Source organism: Komagataeibacter melomenusus (genome assembly GCF_013155395.1).
In the GTDB taxonomy this organism is placed as follows: Bacteria; Pseudomonadota; Alphaproteobacteria; order Acetobacterales; family Acetobacteraceae; genus Komagataeibacter; species Komagataeibacter melomenusus.
In genome coordinates this window covers 22,166-41,363 of the sequence record NZ_JABJWC010000017.1, presented here as the reverse complement: position 1 = coordinate 41,363, position 19,198 = coordinate 22,166, and the positions used below count along the sequence as shown (strand labels likewise).

Here is a 19,198-nt window from a genome sequence, read left to right as displayed (position 1 = left end):
GCTTAACTCCATGCTGCTGCACATCCCCGCCCTGCTCGATGCCGATGAACTCGCCCACTGCCGCGCCCGGCTCAAAAGTGCCGCATGGACCGATGGCCGCGAGACGGCGGGCGTGCAGTCGGCCAAGAGCAAGCACAACCTGCAACTGCCGCGCGATTCCGAGGCATGCCGCGAACTTGGCGAGATCGTGCTGCGCGCGCTCGGGCGCAATGCCCTGTTCAACAGCGCGGTGCTGCCCTACCGGGTCAGCCCGCCGCTATTCAACCGCTACGAAGGCGGCATGCGCTTTGGCGCCCATGTCGATAACGCCATACGCGGCATCGTGGCAGGCGGCATCCACACGCGCATCCGCACCGATGTCTCCTCCACGCTGTTCTTCTCCGGGCCTGATGAATATGACGGCGGCGAACTGACCATCCACGCCAATGGCAACGAGCAGGCCATAAAGCTGCCCGCGGGCGACATGATCCTCTACCCCACCACGGTGCTGCACAGTGTCACGCCGGTCACGCGCGGGTGCAGGCTGGCGGCCTTTTTCTGGTCGCAGTCGATGATAGCGGAGGAGAGCCGCAGGCAGATCATGTTCGACCTCGACATGCAGGTATTATCGCTGCGTGAACGGCTGGGCGATGCGGACCCGGCCGTGCTGTCACTGACCAATATCTACCATAACATGATGCGCCAGTGGTGCGTGCTATGAGCAATTATCCGGTGGGGTAGCGGAAATATTTCCGATTTTGTGAATATTTTACGTGCTATTTCCGGATAACCCCTATAGGAAGGTCCTCACGGCTGGACTTTTCAGCTACGGACAAGATTTCAGAGCAGCTACACCAAGCCGCCTTATGGCATCCCCGATAAAACGAAAAGTCTCGATCCCATGCATGTTCGCGTGGGGGTGCCGGTTATTCTAAGGAGGCCAAATTATGGCCGCAGGAACAGTTAAATGGTTCAACGCCCAGAAGGGCTTTGGATTTATCCAGCCTGATGACGGAAGCGCCGATGCTTTCGTGCACATTTCTGCCGTCGAGCAGGCTGGCCAGCAGACCCTGTCCGAAGGGCAGGCCGTGACGTATGACCTCGAGCGGGGCCGTAACGGCAAGTCTTCTGCAGTCAATCTCAAGATTGGCTGATGAACGCGGCAGGAACTTCGGTTCCTGCCGTTTTTATGTCCACTTCTTTCTGACACCACCTGATGCCTGCTTTCCGACTGATCCTGACAGTCCTGCTCTGCCTGCCCGCCTGCGTGGCCCGGGCGCAGATGCCCCAGCCCGGCGGCTGGAACGGAAGCGTGGCCCTGCCTGCCGCCCCCATGGGGCCAGCCTATACACCCCCTTCGCTGAACCATTTTGCCCCCCTGCCCCATGCGGGCCTGCCGCCTTCGCGCAGCCTCACACCCGGATCGGGCGGTGCCCCTTACGCTGGCGATTCATTACCCACCCCACAGCCTGACCGCTACGAGCAGGACTGGGCGGCGTTCGCGCAATCCGAACACGCCATAGCCCGGCAGATGGGCCGCAGATAGCAACGCCCCGCCCTGATCCCCGCCTTGTGGCGCAAGGCCGTTTCGGGTGGCATTATCTATAAGAAACCTCTGCCAGACGCGGCCTTGAAAAAAGCCGCTATCCTGGCAATCCTGTCGCTGCCACGGCCTGTGCAGGGGGCGGTTTGTGCCCCCCGTTGCTTTTCAGTCCCGTATCGCGGCAAGCGCCCGCGTGCTGGCCAGCGCGGGCAGTTCCAGCAGGTTGATCGCAGCCCCTTCGGCCTGCATGGCACGCGCCATGTCGCGTATGCTGTCGTGATGGGTGAACAGCAGCACCTGCGTGGTGCGGGCAAATTCGGCCAGCACGTTCAGCGTGCAGTGGCTGCGGGCATCATCAAACTGCACCAGCAGGTCATCGGCAATAAACGGCAGCGGTTCGGTGGCGCGGCAATAGGTCTCCACGCTGGCCAGGCGGAAGGCGAGGAAAAGCTGGTCGCGCGTGCCCGCACTCATCTCGCCCACCCCCACCGTGCTGCCATCGGGGCGCACGCTCCGCACCACAGGGTCGTTACTGGCATCGAGTTCGGTCTGTATGCCGGTAAAAGCGCCATCGGTCGCCTGCGCCATGAACCGGCCCGCCTGCCGCACCAGCGGGTCCTGCACCTGTGCGCGCACCCGGTCCATGGCTGCGGCAATCAGGTTACGCGCCAGGGTCAGTTCGGCATATTCCTCCACAACGCGGTACAGGCTGGTCATGGCTGCCTCGCGCCGGGCGGCGGCCTGCGGGGCATCGGTATTGTGCTCGAATGCGGCAAGGGCGCTTTCGGCATGCTGCTCGGTGCGCACGGCATCGTCACGGGCTGCGGCAAGCTGCGCCTGCCGGGCCTGCAATGCTGCAATTTCCGCCTGGAGTTCCGGCCCGTCACGCCCTTCAAGGGCTGCATGAAGCCGGGCGGGAGACTGGCCATCGGTCATGCAGGACAGGGTATGCAGCGCCTGTGCGTGGGCCGCAGCCACGCTGTCGCGCTGTGCCAGCCGGGCGGCAAGCTGGCGCAGCGCCTCCGGGCCCTGCGTGCCGGCGCGGGCCTGTAGCGCATCAAGCACGGCAGTAGCGGCCTGCACGCCAGCCTCGCCCTGCGCCACCATGTGGTTGGCCTTGTCCAGCTCGGGTTGCAGGGCCTCGCGCTGGTGGCGGGCCTTCTCGGCCTCGCGCCAGTGCTGTTCCAGTTCATGGGCAGCCAGGGCCGCGTCAGCAGGCAGGCTGAAGGCAAGATGGGGGCGCAGCCCGTCAAGCCCGCGTGCCAGTTCGGCTTCATCTGCCGCGGCCTGCGCCGTGGCTTCATCCAGTTCGCCCAGCTGGCTGATGGCGGCAGGCGCTGCCGCCCATTCATCGGCAAGGTCGCGGCCCGTCATGGGCAGGGCATCGGCATTCAGGCCAATGGCCTGCATGGCGGGCGCCCAGCGGGCAGCCCATTGCTGCCGTTCGGCCTCAAGGGCCTGCGCCTGCTGGCCAAGCTGGGCGCGCTGGGGCAGCAGGTCATCATGTTCACGCCGCAGCCGGTCATATTCCTCATGCGCGGTGGCATGCAGGCGCAGGGCACGGGTCACGCCCTCCACGCAGGCGGCGGGCGGCAGGTCAGGGTCCACGCCGAGCGTGCGGGCCAGATGGGCAAGCCTGTCACGCTGCACGGCCAGCCTGATGTGCTCATGCTCAAGGGCTGCGCGCTCGGTGGCGACCTGTTCGGCCTCGGCCAGCACGTCGCTGCGCTGCTGCACGAAGGTGCCCAGCGCCGCGGGGGTGGCCGCATGAGCGGTGATGGCAGAAAAGGGCGTGATGAATTCCTGCCAGTGCCGGGCGATCTGCCGTGCCGTATCAGTCACGGTGCGCTCATGGCAGGCAATCGTATCAGTGCACTGGGCCATGTCGTGGCGCAGCGCCTCGATGCGGGCAAGGCGGTCGGCCTGTGCCAGCAACTGGCGTGAGAGGCTGTCCACCTGCGTGAGGGCGCTCTCGAGCATGGCGGCGTTGTGCTGGCGCGTGGCAGGTGGCGTGGTGGTGTCCATGCCCAGATAGGCATCGCGGATGGTGTGCCATGCATCATCACGCCGCGCGCGTGCGGCGTGCAGCATTTCCGGCGTAATGGTGCTGCCCGCGTGCTCGAGGCGCGCGAGGGCCGGGCGCAGGCTGGCCAGCCGCTCGCGCTCCGTGGCCAGCGCCTGGATCATGCGCTCGTGCTGGATGCGCAGCCGCTGCTGGCCCTCGCCTGCCTCGCGCACGGCCTGCGTATCGGGACATGCCACGGCCTGCAGGGCCGCAACCGAGCCGACACCCAGCGCCCCGAGGCGCTCATCCAGCCTTTGCTGAAGGGTGGCAAGGCCCTCCCTGCGCAGTTCAAGGCGCCTGATCTCGGCAGGCAGGGCGGCAAAGGCGGTGGCATCCGCATCTACGGGCCGATCACGCCCCTGTGCCCGCAGGGTGTCGAGGCGGGCCGCCCTGCGCGCAAGGTCGAGGTCGGTGTGGGCAACCTGCTGTTCCAGCGCCGTCACGGCATTGCGCCACTGCATCTGGGCATCGGCCAACTGGCGTATTTCTTCCAGCACCATGCGCGCGGGCATGAACTGGCGCAGATCCGCATCCGGCCCCTTGTCGAGCCACTGGCGCAGGCTGGCAAGGCTGAGGTTGATCTGCTGGCGTTTGGCGTCACGTTCGGGCCGGGCCGCGCGCGCGCGGCGGACCGCCTGCCCTGCAGCGATAACATGCGCCACGCGCGCGCCCTGCGCGATCAGCCGGGCCTGCTCGGGGGGCACTTCCGTCTGCCGTTGCAGCCGCTGCGCCTGCGCGCACGCGGTGGCATGACTGGCCCGGGCCGCTGCAACGCCATCAAGGGCAGCAATAATGTCAGCCCCCATGCCGGTGGGCAGCGCGGCCAGGTCGGCCAGGGTTGCGCGCTCGGCTTCCAGCCGGGTCAGGGCATGAAGGTGCGGCAGCGCTTTTGCCAGTTGCTCAAGGCGCGCATGCAGGTGGCGCAATTCGGCCTGTTCGCGGTCAAAATCGGCCCGGTGCTGGCGGGCCTCGTCACGCTGCTGGCAATGGCGGGTATAGACATCATGCGTAAGCGAGGCATCGCGCAGGCTGTCCTGTGCCGCGCGGACGGCATCGGCGGCCTGATAGAAGGCCCGCTTGCCCGATCGATAGGGGGTAAAAAGGGCCGCGCGCCGTTCATCGATCTCGGCCAGCCGGGTCATGAGGGCGCGCAGGCCGCCGCCCGCCTCCACGATCAGCCGCCCGATATCGCCATTGGCCCTGAGCAGGGCCGCGCCCCCGCTGCGCAGGGTTTCGTCATTGAGGCCGAACAGGGCGGTAAAGCGCTCGCGCGTCATGCCGCCAAGGGCCGGGGCCAGCACGTCATCACTGACCGGCTGGCCATCAAGGCCGGCCAGCGTGCGGGTGCGGCCCTTGCGGCGGCGCAGGTCGAGCGTGGTGCCGTTGGCCAGCACAAGGCTGGCCTCAAGCTGGATCTTGTCATTGCCAAACACGGCGCCCGCGTCGGACTGGTTGGGAATGCCGAACAGGAAATCCGTCATGGCGGAAAGCGTGGTGCTCTTGCCCGCCTCGTTCGGCCCATGAATGACATGCAGGCCGGGAGCCGCGCCAAAATCCAGCTCCAGATCCGCAATGGCGCCATAACGGATGATGCGCAGGTTACGAAAATGCATCGCGGCTTTCTTCAGGGTTTTCCACCAGGGACAGGGCAAGATCGACCGCGCGGGCGGGGATGTCGGCTGCAAGCCCTGCCCGCAGGGCATCGGTGCGGGCCTGGGCGGGCATGCGCTCGAACACGCCAGCAAGAATGGCATCAAGTTCCGCGCGCAGGGCATCCGGGGTCGCGCTGGCGCGGATATCGGCGGCAATACGCCCGCCGGTGGAGGTATCAAGCACCGGCGCGCGGGGGGGGGCGTGGGTCTGGACCTTGAGGCGTTCAAGCCAGATTTCATCCGAGATGCTGGCCAGCACGGTCTCGACTTCAAGCGTCAGGTCATGCGCGTTGCGGATCAGGCCCGCATGCAGCGCCGTGGCCCCTGCCAGTTCCAGCCGCAGGGCGATGGGGCGGCCATCTGCCTCATGCACCACGCCCTCGACCGCATGGCGGATCAGGCCGGTCATCTCGCCGCGCGTGGTGGCGGCAGACAGGTCAACCCGCACGCTGGCCCAGCGCACCACGTCAAGCACCTGCGGGGCCACGTCCACCACGGCACCCGCGCGCACGCTCACCAGCGAGGCCCCCTTCGGCCCGGCCTCGCGCGCGTGGCGGCCCTGCAGGTTGCCCGCATAGACCACGTAGGGGTCGCGATGCAGGATCTCGCGGGTGTGCACGTGGCCCAGCGCCCAGTACTGGTAGCCATGATTGACCAGTTGCTCGACCGTGCAGGGCGCGTAAGGCTCATGCCCCTCGCGCCCCTGGCAGGCGGTGTGCAGGATGCCGATATTGAACAGGCCGGGCACCGGGGCGGGGTAATGCCGGGCGATATTGTCGGTCACGTCGCGGCGGCCGAAGCTGCGGCCATGCACGGCCACGCCAAGGTCGTCCATCACCTGTGTTTCGGCCTTGCGGGTATCGAACAGGTGCACGTTGTCGGTCACGTGCAGGTGGCGGACAAAACGGTTCTCGGCATCATGGTTGCCCAGGATCATGAACACGCGGATGCCCGCCTGCTTCAGCCGCGCCATGCCGTTGACAAAGAACAGCCCGCACTGCGCATCACGCAGGTCGCCATCAAACACGTCGCCCGCCAGCACGACGAAGCGGCATTCACTGCTGATGGCAAGGTTGATCATGTCGCTAAAGGCCCGGCGCGAGGCATCGCCAATCAGGCGGGCATACTCATCCGAGCGCGCGCCCAGGCCGCGCAGCGGGCTGTCAAGATGCAGGTCGGCAGCATGAAGGAAGCGGAATTCGTTCATGCCGCCATCGTACTCCATTGAAAGCGGATGTAAAAGTAATCAGGCACCCGGATCGGTAATGTCGGTGCAGACATATTTCATCTGCAGGTATTCATCCATTCCGTAGCGCGAGCCCTCGCGCCCCATGCCCGACTGCTTGATGCCGCCAAAGGGCGCGACCTCGTTGGAGATCAGGCCGGTATTATGGCCCACCATGCCATATTCCAGCGCTTCGGCCACGCGGCAGGCGCGGGCGTGGTCGCGGGTGAAGAAATAGGCGGCCAGGCCATATTCCGTATCATTGGCCATGGCAATGGCTTCCGCCTCGGTATGAAAGCGCATGAGCGGGGCCACGGGGCCAAAGGTTTCCTCATGGGCGATGCGCATCTCCGGCGTCACGTCGCGCAGCACGGTGGGGCGGTAGAACAGCGGGCCCGCCCTGTCGCGCGTGCCGCCGCACAGCACGCCCGCGCCCTTTGTCACGGCGTCGCGCACATGGGCCTCCACCTTGTCACGCGCGCCAGTGCTGATCAGCGGACCGATGGCGGAGCCGGGCTCGCTGCCCGGCCCCACATGCAGCTTGCCCACCACCTTGGCAAAGCGGGTGGCGAAGTCATCATAGATGCTGTCATGCACCAAAAAGCGGTTGGCGCACACGCAGGTCTGGCCAGCGTTGCGGAATTTGGCGGCGATGGCGCTTTTGATGGCCTGTTCGATATGCGCATCCCCGAACACGATGAAGGGCGCATTGCCGCCGAGTTCAAGCGACAGGCGCTTGAGCGTGGGAGCGGACTGCGCCATGAGAATGCGCCCCACCTGCGTCGAGCCGGTAAAGGACAGCTTGCGGATGTCGGGGCTTGCGCACAGCGCCTTGCCCAGCCGCACGCCATCACCGGGCAGGACCTGCACCAGCCCTGCGGGCACGCCTGCCTGGCGGGCGAGTTCGGCCAGCGCCAGGGCGGTGAGCGGGGTCAGTTCCGATGGCTTGATGATGATGGCGCAGCCCGCCGCAAGGGCGGGGGCGGCCTTGCGGGTGATCATGGCGGCGGGAAAATTCCACGGGGTAATGGCGGCGCACACCCCCACCGGCTGGCGGATCACGCTCAGCCGGGTGGCGGGGTTGGTGGGGGGGATCACATCGCCATAGCCGCGCATGGCCTCGGCTGCAAACCACAGCAGGAAGCTTGCGGCATAGCGGATCTCGCCCGCCGCTTCCGCGCGCGGCTTGCCCTGCTCGGTCACGATCAGGGTGGCGAGGTCATCAAGGTTGTCCATGACCAGATCATGCCAGCGCGCCAGAACCACCTGGCGCTGGGCCCCGGTGCGGTTGCGCCATTGTGCCTGCGCCACCACGGCCGCCGCAATGGCGCGCGCCGCATCGTCCGCCCCGCATTCCGCCACCTGCGCCACAAGGGTGCCGGTGGCCGGGTCGTGAACCGGTCGGCATGCGCCTTTCGCCGCCGGAATCCATTCACCGTTGATGAACGCTTCCTTGCGAAAAAGCGATGTATTGGCGAGATGCACGGTCATGTCAGGCTCCGATCAGGCATGGTGGCGGATTGGATGATGCTTACGCCATTCATCAGGGATCGCATCCGATGCCGTCAATGCCGCAGGGGGCGCAGACCTGCCCCGGCCAGTGCCTGCACCCCCGTTTTGCCTGCACGGGCGCGGATCGTGGCGGCCGTGCCGCCACGGCAGGCGTGCCATGCGCTTCATGAATATCATTTTGTCATGCCTTCCGGACCGCGCGCCGGGCGCGGGTGGCACGGCTGATCCATCGCCACGGGGTAGCCGCGCGGGGCCAGTGGTGCGCCATGCCATTGTCATATAAGTATGGGGCCAGCCTTATCAGGATGGATGTAGCGTGTTTCTGCGGCAGTTGACCTATCTCATAGCGCTTGATCGCTACCGGCACTTCTCCCGCGCGGCGGAAAGCTGCGGCGTGTCGCAGCCCGCGCTCTCCTCGGCCATACGCCAGCTTGAGGCCGAACTGGGCATTACCATCATCCGCCGCACCCGCCGCTTCAACGGCCTGACCGATGAGGGGCAGCGCGTGCTCGACTGGGCACGCCAGACGCTGGCGGCCCTTGATGGCCTGCGGCAGGAGGCCGCCTTCGCGCAGGCGGTGGCGGGCGGGTCGCTGTCGATTGGCGTCATGCCGCCTGCGCTCCAGGCCTCGCCCGTGCTGCTGGAAAGTTTCCGCACCGCCATTCCCGGCCTGCACCTGCAGGTGCGCCTTGGTTCCTGTGCCGACACCATCCACCGCCTGCGCCAGCAGCAGCTTGACCTGGGGCTGGTCTATCTTGACCAGATCCCCCCCGATGGCCCCTTTGAGGCCATGCCGCTCTATACCGAACAGCATGTGCTCGTGGCTGCCGAGCCGTTCGTGCTGCCCGCGGGCCGGCGGGAATGGCACACGCTGGCCGACCTGCCGCTCTGCCTGCTCAGCACGGAAATGCGCACCCGCCAGATCGTGGATGCGGCCTTTCGCGGGGCGGGCGTGACGCCTGCCATCGTCATGGAAACCAATTCGCTTGAAGTGCTGTATGCCGAACTGCTGGCCGGGCGCCTGGCCAGCATCCTGCCCGTTGCAGCCCTGCCCACCCATACGGGGCATGGCCGCCTGCAGGTGCGCCCGCTGGGGCCATGCGCCGCACCCGAAGTCGGCCTGGCGCGGCTGACGCAGTCCCTGCCTACCGCATTGAGCGTGCGGGTATGGGAGATCGCGGCAGGCATGGACATACGCGACATCTTCGCCCTTGGGTAAAAGGGCTGGCGGGCCGCAACCCTGTCTTTACGCCACGGCCCGGACCGTATTTACCGGCCCCATCCCTGACCGAACTGCTGCATCTGCTGCTGTTGTTGCATCTGCATCTGCTGGCGTTGCTGGCCAAGCTGGTCCTCCTGCTGGCGGAACTGCTGGTCCATCTGCTGGCGCTGCTGGTCGTGCTGCTGGCGCATCTGCTCGCGCTGGCGCTCGATCTGTTCGCGGCCGCCGGGCTGGTTGCCCATCTGCCGGGCCTGCTGGTCAAGCTGCATGTCCTGCTGGCGGTACTGCTGCTCCATCTGCTGGCGCTGCTGTTCACGCTGCTGGCGCATCTGCTCGCGCTGCTGGTCAAGCTGCATCTGCTGCTGGCGGAACTGCTGGTCCATCTGCTGTCGTTGCTGGTCGCGCTGCATGCGCTGCTGCGCGTCCTGCTGCTCACGTTGCATGCGCTGCTGCATGTCAGGCTGGGCATGGGCCATGCCTGCACCCATCAGGCAGGCTGCGAAAGCAGAGGCCGCAACGCGGCGGGGATACCGGATGGAAAGACGGGCCATGGCTGTTTCCTTCTGTTACAGACCCCTTCCTTCCTACAGGATCAGGGCTGGTAATCCAGCCCGATATCCATGACGCGCACGGTATGCGTAAGCCAGCCGAGCGAGATCAGGTCCACCCCGGCCTGGGCCACGGCGGTGACCGTATCGGGCGTGATCCCGCCCGAGGCCTCGGTTATGGCGCGGCCATTCACCAGTTTCACTGCCTCGCGCAGAGTCGCTGGCGGCATGTTGTCGAGCAGGAACACATCCACGCCGCCGGTCTCAAGCCCCTCACGCAACTGTTCCAGCGTGTCCACCTCAAGCTCGATGCGCACCAGGTGGCCCGCCGCCGCCCGCGCGCGCTCGACTGCCGGCCTGACGCCACCGGCAAAGGCGAGGTGGTTGTCCTTGATCAGGATCGCATCATCCAGGCCGAAACGGTGGTTGCTGCCGCCACCGGCCCGCACGGCGTATTTCTGGATGGCGCGCAGGCCGGGCATGGTCTTGCGCGTGCAGGTGATGCGGGCGTGGTAAGGCCGCACAAGGTCAACCACCGCAGCGGTGGCGGTCGCAATACCGCTCAGATGCGACAGGAAGTTCAACCCCACCCGCTCACCTGACAGGATGCCGCGCGCCGGGCCTTCCACCATGGCCAGCACGTCACCCGGCCCGACCTTGCCGCCATCACGCAACTTTGGGGTGAATGTGATGCGCCGGTCCATCAGGGCAAAGGACAGGCGCGCCATGTCCAGCCCCGCGATCACGCCTTCCTGCCGTGCGACGAAAGCGGCGCGGACGATGGTGTCGTCCGCCCCGATCACGGCATCGGTGGTGAGATCGCCCGCGCGGCCCAGATCCTCCAGCAGGCCCGCGCGCACGAGGGGTTCGAGCATGATGTCGGGCAAGGGATGGAGCATGGGGGCGTTTCTTTCCTTCATTGGGGCGTGGCCACGGGGGCAGCCACCTGTGCGTTCAGGCGGGTCAGGTCTGCCAGTGTCAGGCGCGAGGTGTGGGCCGTGGGGGCCGTGTGCGGATAATCGCTGCGGAAATGCCCGCCCCGGCTTTCGGTGCGCAGCACGGCCGCATGCATGATGGCGGCACAGACCAGCCGGGCATCGCCCTGTGGCTGGGCCAGCACCTGCCGCAGCCCGGCCTCAAGCTCCGCCCCGCTGCGGATGACACCGGCATACCGGCTCATGAGCCGCCGCAGGCCAAACGGCGGAGGCACCCAGGCGGGCGCATCGGCCTTCTCGCTGGCTACGGGCCTTGCCGGGCGGTCATGGCCGTCAAGCGCCTGGCCGATCCATGTGCCGAACGACACCGCTTCAAGCAGGGAATTGCTGGCCAGCCGGTTGGCCCCGTGCAGGCCGGTGCAGGCGACCTCGCCCGCGGCCCACAGGCCCGGCACGCCAGTACGCCCGGCGGCGTCCACCACCACGCCGCCCATATGGTAATGCGCGGCAGGCCGAACCGGGATGGGCTGCGTGAGCGGATCGATGCCGTGTGCCGCGCACAGCGCGGAAATGGCGGGGAAATGCTGCGTAAAGGCCGCGCCGATGGCCTTGCGGGCATCGAGATAGACCGTGTGCCCTGCCATCATGTGCCGCCACACCGCGCGCGATACGGCATCACGCGTGGCCAGTTCCTCAGTAAAGCGGGCGCCGGTCTCGTCAATCAGGGTGGCGCCTTCGCCCCGCACGGCCTCGCTGACAAGGCCCAGGCGCTGGCCATCCGCCCCGGCGGAAAGGGCGGTGGGGTGAAACTGCACGAACTCCATGTTGCCCAGCACGGCGCCCGCGCGCACGGCAATGGCCAGCCCGCTGCCCGTAGCCCCCGCGGGGTTTGTGGTATCGGCAAACAGCCCGCCCACGCCGCCCGTGGCCAGCACGATGGCGGTGGCGGGCAGGATGACTTCGGTGCCCGCAATAACGGCCTGCAGCCCCGCCACCGCGCCATCATGCAGCACAAGGTCACGCGCATGGGCATGCTCGATGACCGTAATGCGCGGGGTGCGCCGCACGCGGGCGATCAGCGCGCGCATGATGGCGGCCCCCGTCGCGTCCTCGCCCGCATGCACGATGCGGCGGCGCGCATGGGCGGCCTCCAGCCCGCGTTGCAGGCTGCCATCGGGGTTGCGGTCCCATGCCACGCCCAGGGCTGCAAGGCGCCGGACCGCGGCAGGCCCATCATCGGTGACCCGCGCAACGATGGCGGGGTCACACAGGCCCGCCCCTGCGGCCAGCGTATCGGCGGCATGCAGGGCGGGCGTGTCATCCGCGCCCACGGCTGCGGCCAGGCCACCCTGCGCCAGCCAGCTTGCGGCATGGGGCGGGCGGAACGCATCCAGCCGGCCCGCGCAGAGCAGCGCGCAGGGCCGCGTGGTGGAGAGCGCGGTCATCACCCCCGCCAGCCCCGCGCCCACGATGAGCGGCTGCCCCACCAGCGACGACAGGGGCGGGCGGGCGGTCATATCGCCAGCATGCGCTCGACGGCACGGCGGCCACGGCTGGCCATTTCCGGGTCGAGCGTGACCTCATGCGTCATGTTTTCCAGCGACTGGCGGATATTGGCCAGCGTGATGCGCTTCATGTGCGGGCACATGTTGCACGGGCGGATGAACTCGGTCTGCGGGTAGCGCACGGCCAGGTTGTCGCTCATGGAGCATTCCGTCACCAGCAGGATGCGCCCACCCTTATGGTCGCGCACGTAATCATCCATCATGGCGGTGGAACCGCTGAAATCCGACACCGCCACCACCTCGGGCGGGCATTCGGGGTGGGCGAGCACCACAAGGCCGGGATGGTCGGCGCGCATGCGCTCGATCTCGCCGGGCGTAAAGCGCTCATGCACCTCGCAGTGGCCTGCCCATGTAATCATCTTGATGCCGGTCTCGGCCTCGATGTTGCGGGCGAGATATTCATCGGGAATCATGATGACCCGGTCCGTGCCCAGGCTTTCCACCACGCGCTTGGCATTGCCCGAGGTGCAGCAGATGTCGCTCTCGGCCTTCACCTCGGCGGAGGTGTTCACATACGTTACCACCGGCACGCCGGGATAGCGCTGGCGCAGAAGGCGCACGTCGGCCCCCGTGATGGAATCGGCAAGCGAGCAGCCGGCCCTGAGGTCGGGGATCAGCACCGTGCTGTGCGGATTGAGCATCTTGGCGGTCTCGGCCATGAAATGCACGCCCGCCATCACGATCACGTCGGCATCGGTATTCTGCGCCTCACGCGCCAGGGCGAGGCTGTCGCCACGGATATCGGACACGCAATGGAAGATTTCCGGCGTCTGGTAGTTATGCGCCAGAATGACGGCGTTGCGCTCGCGCTTGAGGGTCTCGATCGCGCGGATGTCCTCGACAAAGGTTTCCCATTCCATCTCGGGGACCAGATGACGCACCCGGTCATACAGCCCGTCCGTTTTGCCACGTGGCGCAATCTGGTTCATGCCTGTTCTCCCTTCCCATTCCCGCATGCCATTTATGCTCATATTGAGTATAAGTCAGGCCGCAGGGACCGGCCCCACACTTCCAGAGCGAAACAGCCCGCTTGTCAATCAGGATTTTCGTGAGGTGTGCCCGGCCGCCCTCAGGGCTGCACCAGCGGAATCTTGGTGCCGACAAACTGCCGCGCCTGCCGCACCTCGCCACAGAAGCGGAAAAGACGGGCCGGGCGACCGCCGGTGCGTTCCTCGATTTCGCCCGTTTCTTCAACCAGTTGCTGCTGCATGATCAGGCGGCGGAAATTCTGCTTGTGCACATGCACGCCCGACAGGCTTTCCATCACGCGCTGGAGCTGAAGCAGGGTGAAAGCCTCGGGCATCAGTTCAAACACAACCGGGCGATAACGTATTCTTGCACGTAGCCGCGCCATGGCTGTTGCCAGAATGCGACGGTGATCATGGTGCATGGACTGCCCCGGCACGGCGCGATCGGGCGGGCAGCCTGCCTCGGCCACCAGCCCTGCCTCATACAGCAGCTCGTAGCGCTGGAGCACCAGTTCGTCATTCCAGGCCACCATGTCACCAATGGCGAACAGGCTGACACAGCGCTGCCACTGCCGCACGCGCTCGGCGGCATGGCCCATGCCCGCCACCCAGTGGCACAGCAGGCGCTCGATCAGCGCCAGGCAGGCGCGGCCCTCGTCGCTCTTGCAGTTCTCCCACGGGAAGTAGTCGTACCAGTCGCGCCACCCCGTCTCGCCCGCGTGGCTGCGCGTGAGGGCGAGATAGGAGATGGCGATCATCCGCCCCTGCGTGGTGGCAAGGATGCGGTCGTGATCGGCAAAGGTGTAAAGCTGCTCGACATGCCCGATGGGGTGGCCGGTCTGGCGCTCGACCCATGCCCTGACGCCTGCCTGCAACGAGCGATGCGTGCTTTCCAGCGGGCCGGAAGGCAGTTGCCGCCCATGGTCGATGGTCATGACCTGGGGAACATCCCCCCGCACGGCGGTCAGCACAGCGATCAGTTCGATCATCATATGGGTTGTCATGGCGGGCGGGAACCTATCACGCCCTGCCCCGGTTTGGGGAGGGATTTTCCTGGCCTTACCCCGCAGGCGGACAAATGGCGATGCGGAGGGGCCGGTCATTGATATCCGCCCGGATGGCGGTGTGGCCATGCGCGTCGCCATCGCTCTGCACAGGCAGGCCGGTGGGCGCGGGAATGGCAACCGTCTTGGCCCGCAGCACCGTCACGTCCTTCTGCCGTGGCAGGGTGCCGCACAGCAGGGCCAGCCCGTAGCGCAGGGTCGCCCATGGCCCGGCATTGCCAAACAGCACGACGGAAAACGCCTTTTCCCCCTGCATGGAAACAGGGGCAAGCACATGCCGGCCGGCATACAGCGCGCCTTTGGAGATGATGGCGGACGAGGCTCCATGCATCACGCCATCCACCTCCACGCGCAGGACCGGATAGCGGTAGCCCCACAGCGCCCGCAGCACGGACACCACATAGGCCGCGCGGCCCACCGCCTTCTTCAGCCGTGGCGAGACGGTGTGGACCACATGGGCATCAAACCCCACCCCCGCCATCTGCACGAAAAGCGATGGACCCTGCGCCGTATGCAGCACGCCCGGCCACACGGTGGTAGTGGTGCCTGCGATGATGCCGCGCGCAAGCGTTCTTTCATCAAACGGCAGATCGAGTTCGCGCGCCAGCACGTTGGCCGTGCCAACGGGCAGCACCGCCAGCACCACATCGGAGCCTGCCAGCCCGCGCGCCACTTCGGCCACGGTGCCATCGCCGCCGGTGGCCACGACATGACTGCACCCGCCATGGCGCACTGCCGCGCGCGCCAGCTCGGTGGCATGCCCCCGGTCGCGCGTGTGCACGATCTGCACCGCAACACCCGCGCGGCGCAGGGCCGCGGCAAGACGGGTGGCATGGCCCGAACGCCGCCGCCCGGCAGCAGCAGCAGGGTTGACGATAATGGTAACGGATCGTGACGCATTCATGGCCATAGCATGTAGAACACCCCATGCGTCATGACTACCGGGCCCATTGAACGCGCCATGCCCTGCAACAGGGCCGGAGGCACCTGCCTTCTACTGGAAAACCAGCGTGTTATGACATCACGGCCTGACCCTGCCGCCCTTTACAGGCCATGCGGCTTCCTGTCCTAATGGTGCGGATGAAAGTGAAACGGTTACAGCTCTGCCAGCAGGGCCACGCGGGCCGGGCATTGCAATGGGCGCCCGTTGAGACGCCTGTGGGGATGCATCCGGCCCAGGCATATTTCCGCCGCCCCGTTACGCGCTCCGTGCGGGCAGGATGGCAGGCACCATGACTGACGGCACGCTCCCCTGCCCCGCCCGGCCAGCCTCCATGCTCCGGCAGCGCCACATCATCATGATTGCGCTTGGCGGCGCGATCGGGGCCGGGCTGTTCGTGGGCAGCAGTGCGGCCATTGCGGCGGTGGGGCCTGCGGTGCTGCTGGGCTTTGTCGCGGTGGGCATGCTGGTCATGCTCGTCATGCGCATGCTGGGGGAAATGGTGATTGCAAGCCCGGGCAAGGGATCGTTCGTGGAATATATCCGCGCCGCCCACGGAAACGGGGCGGCATTTACCACGGGGTGGCTGTACTGGTTCTTCTGGCTGGTGGCGCTGGGCAGCGAGGCGATTGCAGGCGCGATCCTGCTGCAGGACTGGATCAGGCTGCCGGTGTGGGTGCTGGCCACGGCGCTGATCGTGGCACTGAACCTGATCAACCGCATGGCGGTGCATATTTTTGGCGAATGCGAGTTCTGGCTCTCGCTCATCAAGGTGAGCAGCATCGTGGCCTTTGTGGTGGCGGGCGGGTTGTACGTGGCGCATGTTTTTGGCCCCGGCGTGCCGGTCATGCGCAATGTAACGGGTCATGGCGGGATTTTTCCCCATGGCGGGCTGGGGGTGCTGTCCATCATCCCCACCCTCCTGTTCACCATGATCGGCTCGGAAATCGCGACCGTGGCCGCCGGTGAATCCGCCGAACCGGCCAAAAACGTAGCGCATGTCACCCGCAGCCTCGGCACGCGCATCATGCTGTTCTACAGCCTGTCCATTGCGCTGATCCTGATGATCGTGCCGTGGTGGACCATTGTGCCCGGCCATTCGCCCTTTGTGGCGGCCATGCAGGTCATGGGCATTCCGGGGGCGGCGGCGTGCATGCGGGTGGTGGTGCTGACGGCGGTGCTGTCCTGCATGAACTCCAGCCTTTACATCACATCGCGCATTCTGGCCGAACTCGCGCGCCATGGCGATGCACCCGCCCTGCTGCAACGCCGCAACAGCCAGAACACGCCGGTCAATGCCATCATGGCCAATTCACTGGCGGGGGGCGTGGTGGCGTTTTCCTCCATCCTGGCGCCGGATACGGTGTTCTCCTTCCTGCTCAGTTGCAGTGGGGGCGTGATCCTGCTGGTCTATTCGCTGATCGTCACGGCCTATGTGGTCACCCGCCGCGCGGTCATGCCCGCGGCACAGCGGGCCTGTTTCCGGCTGCCGTTCTTTCCGGCCATCAACATCGCAACGCTGGGGGGCGTGCTGGTCATTTTCGGGGCGATGCTGCTCACCCCCTCGCAGCGCATGACCGCGCTGGCCAGCCTGGGCACCACGGTGTTTTTCATGCTGATCCACGCCCTGCGCCGCAAAAACCCGGCGTGATGTTCACGCTGAAGCGGGGCAGGCCTGCGGCAGGATCTCGAACAAAATCTCCTTCGGCCGGCATGGGCGGGCCTGTGTGTCGGTCATGACAACGGGGCGGTTGAGCAGGATGGGGTGGGCGGCGATGGCATCAAGGATCTGCCCGTCACCCAGCGCGGGGTTATCCAGCCCGAGTTCGGCATAGGGTGTGCCACGCTCGCGCAAAAGCGCACGCACCGGCACGACCAGCCTGCTGGCCAGCACATCGAGTTCGGCCCGCGTGGGTGGTGTCCTGAGGTATTCCACCACGACCGGCTCGATCCCGGCCTCCCGGATCAGGGCCAGCACGTTGCGCGAGGTGCCGCAGGCACGGTTATGATAAATGGTTACGGTCATGGCATGCCCCACACGGCGCGAGAAGAACAACGAAGCGGGCCTTGCGGACAGGCCCGGGCGTGGTCGTCCACCATTTCCGCGCGGGCGTAAAGGGGCTGCTGTTCAGAAGGGAATTTCATCCGGATCGATCCCTGTTTTCCTTGCGATGTGGTAGGCCTCAATGCAGGGCACGTCACGCGGAAAGTGGAACTGCCGCAATGGGGGCGGCGGTGTGATGTCTTCCTCCGGCACATCAACGGGCAGGATGAGACCTGCCTTGAGGTTCTCCCCAGCCCTGTCAACCACAGGCGGAATATCCGCGCTGTTGATGATATTGGCCGTTGCAATGACATGCCCGCCCCTGAGCACGTAGGCATTATGCTGGCTGTCAAAGCGCACGCACAGACCGGCATCGATCTCGGCCACAGCCTTGCAGATGGCGGCGCGGATATGCCCCGTCTCCTGCACAAAGCCCACCCAGGCCGCCCTGATGGCCTGCATATAGGCGATATGATGGGCGATCAGGGTTCGCATGGGTGCGACATGCGCCCATACCTCGATGCCGAAGGAGGGGAAGACGATGCACCCCTCTTTTTCAAACCCGATGAGGCGCGTGCCACGCAGGGCCAGTTTCTGGCCTTTGTACAGCAGCAGGTCAAAATCCCCGGCCGCACCGGGGGGATAGACCTGGTCGACAAATGTGCTGATATCGGAAAAATCGCCACCCGAGACCATATCCAGCAGGAAATGCTCCCAGTCATCGCGGCGGTAAAAGAGATTCCCTGTCAGGTCATCCGTCATGTTTGCAGGTCCTGCTGGCGTTGTGGCGCATGGTGCATTCACGCCGCGGTTCGGCTATATAGCATGGCGTCATGTATCCGCATGCATGTGGCCGTTTCTAGCGCAGGGTTGCCAGAGTGACAGATCCATCCCCTTCTTCCGCGTCTTCTGTGGCAGACCTGCCCATCCGTGTCGCGGCCCTTTATCATTTCACCCCGTTTGCGGATGTCGCCGCCGTGCGCGAGCAACTGCTTGCCGCCTGCCACGCGCTGGACATACGCGGCATCCTGCTGGTGGCGCATGAAGGGATCAATGGCACCATTGCCGGAACGGATGCGGCGATTGACACCATGCTGGCCACCATCCGCGCCCTGCCCGGCTGCGCTGACCTTGAGGTCAAGTTCTCGCGCGCGCCCGCGCTGCCGTTTCACCGCATGAAGGTGCGCATCAAGCGCGAGATCGTGACCATGGGCATCGCGGGCCTCGACCCACGGCGCGACGTAGGCCATTACGTGCCGCCCGAGGACTGGAACGCCCTGATTTCAGACCCCGACACCATCGTGATCGACACGCGCAATGACTATGAGGTGGCGATCGGCACCTTTCGCGGCGCGATTGATCCGGGCATGAAAACCTTCCGCGAATTTCCGCAATGGTTCCGCGCACGCCACGCCGAACTGCTGCACGAAGGCCGCACGCCAAGGATCGCCATGTTCTGCACCGGCGGCATCCGTTGCGAGAAAGCCACCGCCTTTGTCCGCGCCGAAGGGGTGGAGGATGTGTTTCACCTGCAAGGCGGCATCCTGAAATACCTTGAAACCGTGCCCGAGGCCCAGAGCCTGTGGGATGGCGAATGCTTTGTATTTGACCAGCGCGTAAGCGTAGGCCACGGGCTGGCCCCCGGCACGTTCGACATCTGCCACGCCTGCCGCACGCCGCTCAGCGCAGCGGACCGCCACTCCGCCGACTATGAGGAAGGCGTGCGCTGCCCGCATTGCACGACGGACCGCACCGAGGCCCAGCGCCAGCGCTATGCCGAACGCGAACGCCAGATAAAGCTGGCCAGACGCAAGGGCACGCACCATATGGGCCTGCCCCTGCCCGCAAGCGCTGATACTAATGGGAACGGGCAGGTGGAAGCAGGCCCGGCGGCACAGCACGAAAAACCGGTTTCAGAGTAAAGGGTTACGGACGC

Annotated in this window: 17 protein-coding genes; 6 read left to right on the top strand and 11 right to left on the bottom strand. The window is 66.1% G+C overall.

Translation table 11 applies throughout. The features are described from left to right. Window positions 1-10 precede the first annotated feature (10 nt). The 3 genes from HNW77_RS08460 (at window position 11) to HNW77_RS08450 (ending at window position 1,525) form a co-directional block, all read left to right on the top strand. Complete coding sequence (locus HNW77_RS08460; RefSeq protein WP_172156875.1) at window positions 11-700, top strand: Fe2+-dependent dioxygenase; 690 nt, start codon at window positions 11-13, stop codon at window positions 698-700. A gap of 226 nt (window positions 701-926) precedes the next feature. Further along, the gene (locus tag HNW77_RS08455) at window positions 927-1,133 is read left to right on the top strand and encodes a cold-shock protein (RefSeq protein ID WP_061271879.1); all 207 of its coding nucleotides are present in this window, start codon (window positions 927-929) and stop codon (window positions 1,131-1,133) included. Window positions 1,134-1,195: 62 nt separating this feature from the next. Next, window positions 1,196-1,525, top strand: coding sequence for a hypothetical protein (locus HNW77_RS08450; RefSeq protein WP_172156873.1), 330 nt, complete (start codon window positions 1,196-1,198; stop codon window positions 1,523-1,525). A gap of 162 nt (window positions 1,526-1,687) precedes the next feature. Here HNW77_RS08450 and HNW77_RS08445 read toward each other — a convergent pair whose 3' ends face one another. From HNW77_RS08445 to HNW77_RS08435, 3 genes are read right to left on the bottom strand one after another with little or no spacing between them, the layout of a single operon-like run. Next, window positions 1,688-5,200 carry a YhaN family protein gene (locus tag HNW77_RS08445; protein ID WP_172156871.1) on the bottom strand — a complete coding sequence of 1,171 codons (3,513 nt, stop codon included), beginning with the start codon at window positions 5,198-5,200 and terminating at the stop codon, window positions 1,688-1,690. Then, window positions 5,187-6,446 (bottom strand): metallophosphoesterase family protein, encoded by a 1,260-nt coding sequence (locus HNW77_RS08440; RefSeq protein ID WP_241694366.1) that lies wholly within the window; start codon window positions 6,444-6,446, stop codon window positions 5,187-5,189. The genes HNW77_RS08445 and HNW77_RS08440 overlap by 14 nt, the downstream gene beginning before the upstream one ends. 39 nt (window positions 6,447-6,485) lie before the next feature. Continuing rightward, the gene (locus HNW77_RS08435) at window positions 6,486-7,955 is read right to left on the bottom strand and encodes an NAD-dependent succinate-semialdehyde dehydrogenase (RefSeq protein WP_172156867.1); all 1,470 of its coding nucleotides are present in this window, start codon (window positions 7,953-7,955) and stop codon (window positions 6,486-6,488) included. A gap of 337 nt (window positions 7,956-8,292) precedes the next feature. Between HNW77_RS08435 and HNW77_RS08430 the strand changes: the two genes are divergently transcribed. Continuing rightward, window positions 8,293-9,195 (top strand): LysR substrate-binding domain-containing protein, encoded by a 903-nt coding sequence (locus tag HNW77_RS08430; protein ID WP_172156865.1) that lies wholly within the window; start codon window positions 8,293-8,295, stop codon window positions 9,193-9,195. Between the two features lie 50 nt (window positions 9,196-9,245). Here the strand turns inward: HNW77_RS08430 and HNW77_RS08425 are convergent, their stop codons facing one another. The 6 genes from HNW77_RS08425 to HNW77_RS08400 form a co-directional block, all read right to left on the bottom strand. Next, a complete protein-coding gene (locus HNW77_RS08425; RefSeq protein WP_172156863.1) occupies window positions 9,246-9,749 on the bottom strand; it encodes a hypothetical protein in 504 nt (167 codons plus the stop codon). Window positions 9,750-9,790: 41 nt separating this feature from the next. Further along, window positions 9,791-10,645, bottom strand: coding sequence for a carboxylating nicotinate-nucleotide diphosphorylase (gene nadC, locus HNW77_RS08420; RefSeq protein WP_172156861.1), 855 nt, complete (start codon window positions 10,643-10,645; stop codon window positions 9,791-9,793). Between the two features lie 17 nt (window positions 10,646-10,662). Further along, window positions 10,663-12,198: an L-aspartate oxidase gene (locus HNW77_RS08415; protein ID WP_172156859.1), complete on the bottom strand. Its 1,536-nt coding sequence runs from the start codon at window positions 12,196-12,198 to the stop codon at window positions 10,663-10,665. Next, window positions 12,195-13,175: a quinolinate synthase NadA gene (gene nadA, locus HNW77_RS08410; protein WP_130731788.1), complete on the bottom strand. Its 981-nt coding sequence runs from the start codon at window positions 13,173-13,175 to the stop codon at window positions 12,195-12,197. Before nadA ends, HNW77_RS08415 begins: the two co-directional genes overlap by 4 nt. A 140-nt stretch (window positions 13,176-13,315) precedes the next feature. Further along, window positions 13,316-14,206 (bottom strand): NUDIX hydrolase, encoded by an 891-nt coding sequence (locus HNW77_RS08405; RefSeq protein WP_172156904.1) that lies wholly within the window; start codon window positions 14,204-14,206, stop codon window positions 13,316-13,318. Between the two features lie 67 nt (window positions 14,207-14,273). Continuing rightward, the gene (locus HNW77_RS08400; protein ID WP_241694365.1) at window positions 14,274-15,182 is read right to left on the bottom strand and encodes a diacylglycerol/lipid kinase family protein; all 909 of its coding nucleotides are present in this window, start codon (window positions 15,180-15,182) and stop codon (window positions 14,274-14,276) included. Between the two features lie 328 nt (window positions 15,183-15,510). Here HNW77_RS08400 and HNW77_RS08395 point away from each other — a divergent pair, with 328 nt between their 5' ends. Continuing rightward, the gene (locus HNW77_RS08395) at window positions 15,511-16,869 is read left to right on the top strand and encodes an amino acid permease (protein ID WP_172156855.1); all 1,359 of its coding nucleotides are present in this window, start codon (window positions 15,511-15,513) and stop codon (window positions 16,867-16,869) included. Window positions 16,870-16,872: 3 nt separating this feature from the next. On the opposite strand, the gene arsC is transcribed toward HNW77_RS08395, so the two are convergent. Continuing rightward, window positions 16,873-17,244, bottom strand: a complete 372-nt coding sequence (gene arsC / locus HNW77_RS08390) for an arsenate reductase (glutaredoxin) (protein ID WP_172156853.1) — start codon at window positions 17,242-17,244, stop codon at window positions 16,873-16,875. A 102-nt stretch (window positions 17,245-17,346) separates the two neighbouring features. After that, window positions 17,347-18,024, bottom strand: coding sequence for a hypothetical protein (locus HNW77_RS08385; RefSeq protein ID WP_172156851.1), 678 nt, complete (start codon window positions 18,022-18,024; stop codon window positions 17,347-17,349). A gap of 116 nt (window positions 18,025-18,140) precedes the next feature. Here HNW77_RS08385 and trhO point away from each other — a divergent pair, with 116 nt between their 5' ends. Then, entirely contained in the window at window positions 18,141-19,184 is a 1,044-nt protein-coding gene (gene trhO / locus HNW77_RS08380; protein WP_276592079.1) for an oxygen-dependent tRNA uridine(34) hydroxylase TrhO, read from the top strand. The last annotated feature ends 14 nt before the right edge of the window (window positions 19,185-19,198 follow it).